This window comes from Mesorhizobium zhangyense (genome assembly GCF_011045115.1).
In the GTDB taxonomy this organism is placed as follows: domain Bacteria; phylum Pseudomonadota; class Alphaproteobacteria; order Rhizobiales; family Rhizobiaceae; genus Mesorhizobium_M; species Mesorhizobium_M zhangyense.
This window is the reverse complement of the sequence record NZ_JAAKZG010000038.1, coordinates 1-5,231: the sequence shown is the minus strand read 5'-3', so window position 1 is coordinate 5,231 and position 5,231 is coordinate 1. Positions and strand designations below refer to the sequence as shown.

Genomic DNA, 5,231 nt, shown 5'->3' with positions numbered 1-5,231 from the left:
GCTCGGCGGTGCGGATACGTTGATAGGCGGCCTCGGCTCCGACACTGCCGACTACACAGCCTCGACGGCAGGCATAATCATCAACCTGGAGGCAGGAACAGCCGCCGGCGGCCATGCCGAAGGCGATACGCTGACCGGCATCGAGAACCTTAACGGCTCGGCCTTTGACGATACGCTGACCGGCACCGATGCCGGCGCGAACACCCTAAACGGCGGGGTCGGCAACGACGTGCTTGCCGGCCTTGAAGGTGCTGACACGTTGGACGGTGGCAGCGGCTCCGACACTGCCGACTATACCACCTCGACAGCGGGCGTCATCATCAGCCTGGAGGCAGGAACAGCCGCTGGCGGCCACGCCGAAGGCGACGTGCTGACCAGCATCGAGAACCTCACCGGCTCGGCCTATGCCGATACGTTGACCGGCACCGATGCCGGTGCAAACCGGCTGGCGGGCGGAGCCGGCAACGACCTGCTCGACGGGCTCGGCGGCAACGACACATTGATTGGCGGAACCGGCGACGACATCTTCATCGTCTCCTCGACCGGCGACCGCGTCATCGAGGTAGCCGGAGAGGGGCGCGACACGATACGCTCCTCGGTCGACTGGACGGTCGGCGTCACTGTCGAGCGCCTCGAACTGCAGGGCTCGGGCAATCTCACCGGCAACGGCAATGGGTTCGACAACACCGTCGGCGGCAACAGCGGCGACAACATCCTGCGCGGCGGCAGCGGCGTAGACACGATTGCCGGCTATCTCGGCAATGACCGTCTGGTCGGCGGAGAAGGCCGGGACACTTTCGTCTTCAACTCGGTTCTCGGTCCGGACAACATCGACACCATCACCGACTACACGATCGCCGACGACATGATCCTGCTGGAGAACGGAATCTTTGCCGGCCTGGTGGAGGGGATGTTGGCGGCAACGGCCTTCCACATCGGCACTGCCGCGCATGATGCCAGCGACCGGATCATCTTCAATTCGACGACGGGTGGCCTTTTCTTCGACAAGGACGGTCTGGGCGGCATCGATGCGATCCAGTTCGCCACCGTGACGCCCGGACTGGCGATAAATGCGGGTGAGTTTTTCGTGGTGTGATCCCGAACCGCGGAAACCCGCATTGGCCGGCGCAGAAACTCCAGGCGCCGGCAATTCACCTGCACCAAAATATATTCTCTGCTGACATTTCGCCTGACCTTGCGCAGCGTATGTTTTTGCTGCACTTGATCGCAAGTCTGAAAGTATTTTTGCTCCAGACTGGGCGGGGGACGGCAAATGACACTTACAACAGTAAGATTTACTTCTGGTGAGATCACCGACGGGGTTGCCAGCGGCGCCAGCGGCGACAATCAATTGACGGCGGGCGGGCTGCTTTTCACCATCATTGCCGACGGAAACTGGACCGCAAATTTCGACAATGAGCGTTTCAATTTCTCCGAAGACCCGACGGTCGGCGACCACCCGTTCACAATCAACATCTCGCGCGCCCAGGCAGCGACATTCAACTATACGGACTTTCAGGTCAGCTATCACGCGACGCCGGGGCTGGTGACGGACCCGTCCGATGGAAGTCAGTGGACGCCGTATCTTACAATCGGGCCGATCAGCAACCTGGCTGACGATCTATACAGCGGCGGCCCGGTCACCCTTCAGCATATGTTCCCGGGAATGACGATCGGCCCGGTCGGTTCGCTTCAGCTGGGCGACCATGCCATTTCGTCCATCCCCGGATCGCCCAATCCGACGTCCAGCCTCTGGATCGACAACATTACCGCCGACGTCAACGTCAATCCGATCATCACCAACTTCGACGCCTCCGACAACAAGACCTTCACCGAGGGCGGCGCGCCTCTGGTCATCGACGGATTTCCCTCGACAACTGTTACCGATCCTGACGCAACGGGCTGGTCCGGCGGAAATCTGACATTCCGCATTTCGTCCGGACGGGTGAATGCCGAGGACGTGCTTTCCGTTCAAAACAGCGGGTCAGGTGGCGCTATCGGCGTATCCGGGTCGAACATCACTTATCTCGGTACCGTGATAGGGACGTTTGCCGGGGGAACCGGCAGCAGCAGCCTTGTCGTCACTTTCAATGCAAATGCGACCGATCAGTCGATCCAGTCGCTGATCGGCGCCCTCACCTACCATAACCTGAACGACATCGATCCTTCCACGAGCACGCGCACGCTGACACTGACTTTGACGGATGCCGAAGGCGCCACTTCCGCGCCCGCGACGACAACTGTCTCGGTCACTGCCGTCAACGACGCGCCCGTGGCCGTCAACGACACACTTTCGGCGGTCGAGGATACGAGCGTGACCTATAGCGCGACCGACCTGCTGGGCAACGACACGGACGCCGACAATACCCACGGCCAACTTTCGATTGCCTCGGTCACGAGCGGCCTGCATGGCGTGGCGGTCTTGAACGGCGATGGCACCGTGACCTTCACACCGGCGGCCAACTACAATGGCCCAGCCGACTTCACCTACACGGTGACGGATGGAACCACCGCAAGCGCGCCTGCAACCGTGACGGTCAACGTCTCCGCCGTCAACGATGCGCCCGTGGCCGTCAACGACACGCTTTCAGCGGTCGAAGATACGAGCGTGACCTATAGCGTGGCCGATCTGCTGGGCAACGACACGGATATCGACAGCGCCCACGGCCTGCTTTCGATTGCCTCGGTCACCAACGGCTCGCATGGCGTGGTGGTCCTGAATGGCGACGGCACCGTGACCTTCACGCCCGCCGCCAACTACAATGGCCCAGCCGACTTCACCTACACGGTGACGGATGGAACCATCATAAGCGCCCCCGCGACCGTGACCGTCAATGTCTCCGCCATCGACGATGCGCCTGCAGCCGTCGACGATACGCTTTCAGCCGTCGAAGATACGAGCGTGACCTATAGCGCGGCCGACCTGCTGGGCAACGACACGGATATCGACAGCGCCGGCCTGCTTTCGATTGCCTCGGTCACCAACGGCTCGCATGGTGTGGTGGTCTTGAATGGCGACGGCACCGTGACCTTCACGCCGGCCGCCAACTACAATGGCCCAGCCGACTTCACCTACACGGTGACGGATGGCACCACCGTAAGCGCGCCTGCAACCGTGACGGTCAATGTCTCCGCCGTCGACGATCCGTCGGTCGCCGTGGACGACGCTTTCATAACGGACGAAGCCACGGCGATCAGCGCGGGCTTGAGCCTGTTTTCTGCCAACCCCACAAGCCCCGACACCGACGTCGACAGTCCTCTGTCCATCACCGCGGTGAACGGCGTCTCCGGCAATGTCGGGGTCCAGATCACGCTGGCATCCGGCGCCCTGCTGACGGTGAATGCCGATGGAACCTTCGGCTATGATCCGAATGGCGTCTTCAACCATCTTCCGGACTATGTGACCTCCGGCAGCATAGATGCAACCGCCACTGACAGCTTCACCTATACCCTTGCCGATGGTTCCACGGCCACGGCGACGGTGACAGTCAGGGGCCTGGATTCCAATGGCGACAAGGTCAACGGAACCTCAGGAAGCGACATCCTCGACGGCGGGCTCGGCAACAACACGCTGGCCGGCGGCGATGGCGACGACATCTACATCGTCTCCTCGACAGGCAACCGGATCGTCGAAGCGGGCGGAGAAGGCCGCGACACGATCCGCTCCTCTGTCGACTGGACGATCGGCGCCAATATCGAGCGCCTCGAACTCCAGGGCACCGCCAACCTGACCGGAAACGGCAACACGCTTGCCAACACCCTTGGCGGCAACAGCGGCAACAACATCCTGCGCGGCGGCGCCGGCAACGATACGCTTGCCGGCTATCTCGGCAATGACCGCCTGGTCGGCGGGGAAGGCAAGGACAATTTCGTCTTCAACACGGTGCTCGGACCGAACAATGTCGACACCATCACCGACTACAATGTTGCCGACGACATGATCCAGCTGGACAAGGGCATCTTCTTCGGCCTGGCGGCGGGCTGGCTGACGGCAGCGGCATTCCACATCGGTACTGCTGCGCATGATGCCAGCGACCGGATCATCTTCAATTCGACGACTGGCGGGCTTTTCTTCGACAAGGACGGCATCGGCGGCGCTGCTGCAACCCAGTTCGCCACCCTGACGCCCGGACTGGCGATGAATGCCAACGAGTTTTTCGTGGCGTGATCCCAATGCAAAACCGCCGCTCCTGAAGGGGCGGCGGAATTGCACACCTTGGCGATGTCGATCTACGGCACTTGCCGTATACCCGCTCCGGCACGGATCAGCCATTGTCGCGCGGGTTCGCATCTCGGTCGTGATCTGCTGAGAAAAAACCGTCAATTGCTCGTGCCTTCGCTGACCGGCCGGCAGGCCGGATAGTGAGGCAGTAGACGTCCACTTTCCATATGCTACAACCCTCGGTAGGCACTGCGCCGGGGAGGAGGTAACGGCCCGGGCAATGGCACGTCGAGAGCTTTCAACTTTTTGACAGGAGGACATCATGGCCACTTTCACAGGCACTAACGGCGCCGAGGTATTACCCGATCTCATCATCGGCCCGGTCCAGGGCATCGGCAACGACTTCGTCGACGCGCTCGGCGGTGACGACATTGCGATCGGCTGGTCTGGCGACGATGTGATCCGCGGCGGAGCCGGTGCCGACGTAATCATCGGCGGTCTCCTCAACGCGGCTGGTGTTATCACCAACTCGGGCATCGATGCGGCCGACTACACCACTTCCGTCGACGGCGTGACCATCGACCTGTCGGTAACCGTCAACCTCACCCTGCCGATGCAGGGTATCAACCTCCAACTCACCAACGCAACGCAGGGCTTCGGTGGCGACGCCCAGGGCGATTATCTCGTGGGCATTACCAACCTGATTGGCTCCAACACCGGCGGCGACAACCTCACCGGCAACGCGGGCGCCAACACCTTCAATGGCCAGGGCGGCAACGACATTTTGAACGGCCAGGGCGGCAATGACATCCTCCTCGGCGGCGCGGGAGACGATGTGTTGATCGGCGGCGCGGGCGCCGATTCCCTGCAGGGCGGCGCCGGCACGGCGGATACGGCGGATTATTCCGGCTCCGCTTCAGCCGTCACCGTCAACCTCACCACCGGTACCGGAAGCGGTGGCGACGCCCAGGGCGATACCCTGACCGGCATCGAGCGCCTGATCGGTTCTGCCCACGCCGACAGCCTGACGGGCTCAGCCGGCAACGATGTCCTGATCGGCCTCGATGGC

3 protein-coding genes are annotated in these 5,231 nt (G+C 62.1%); all 3 read left to right on the top strand.

Annotation, left to right across the window (positions count from 1 at the left end; all coding sequences use genetic code 11):
- A partial coding sequence (locus G6N74_RS30210) for a calcium-binding protein (protein WP_165121691.1) occupies positions 1-1,096 on the top strand: 1,096 nt, incomplete at its 5' end.
- A 177-nt stretch (positions 1,097-1,273) separates the two neighbouring features.
- Positions 1,274-4,168 carry a tandem-95 repeat protein gene (locus G6N74_RS30205; RefSeq protein ID WP_165121690.1) on the top strand — a complete coding sequence of 965 codons (2,895 nt, stop codon included), beginning with the start codon at positions 1,274-1,276 and terminating at the stop codon, positions 4,166-4,168.
- A gap of 316 nt (positions 4,169-4,484) precedes the next feature.
- Positions 4,485-5,231: calcium-binding protein (locus G6N74_RS30200; protein WP_281354090.1), on the top strand; the 747-nt coding region annotated here is incomplete at its 3' end.

Excerpts from the sequence above, each read along its gene's own strand:
- G6N74_RS30205 (WP_165121690.1), top strand. The coding sequence starts at position 1,274 with ATGACACTTACAACAGTAAGATTTACTTCTGGTGAGATCACCGACGGG.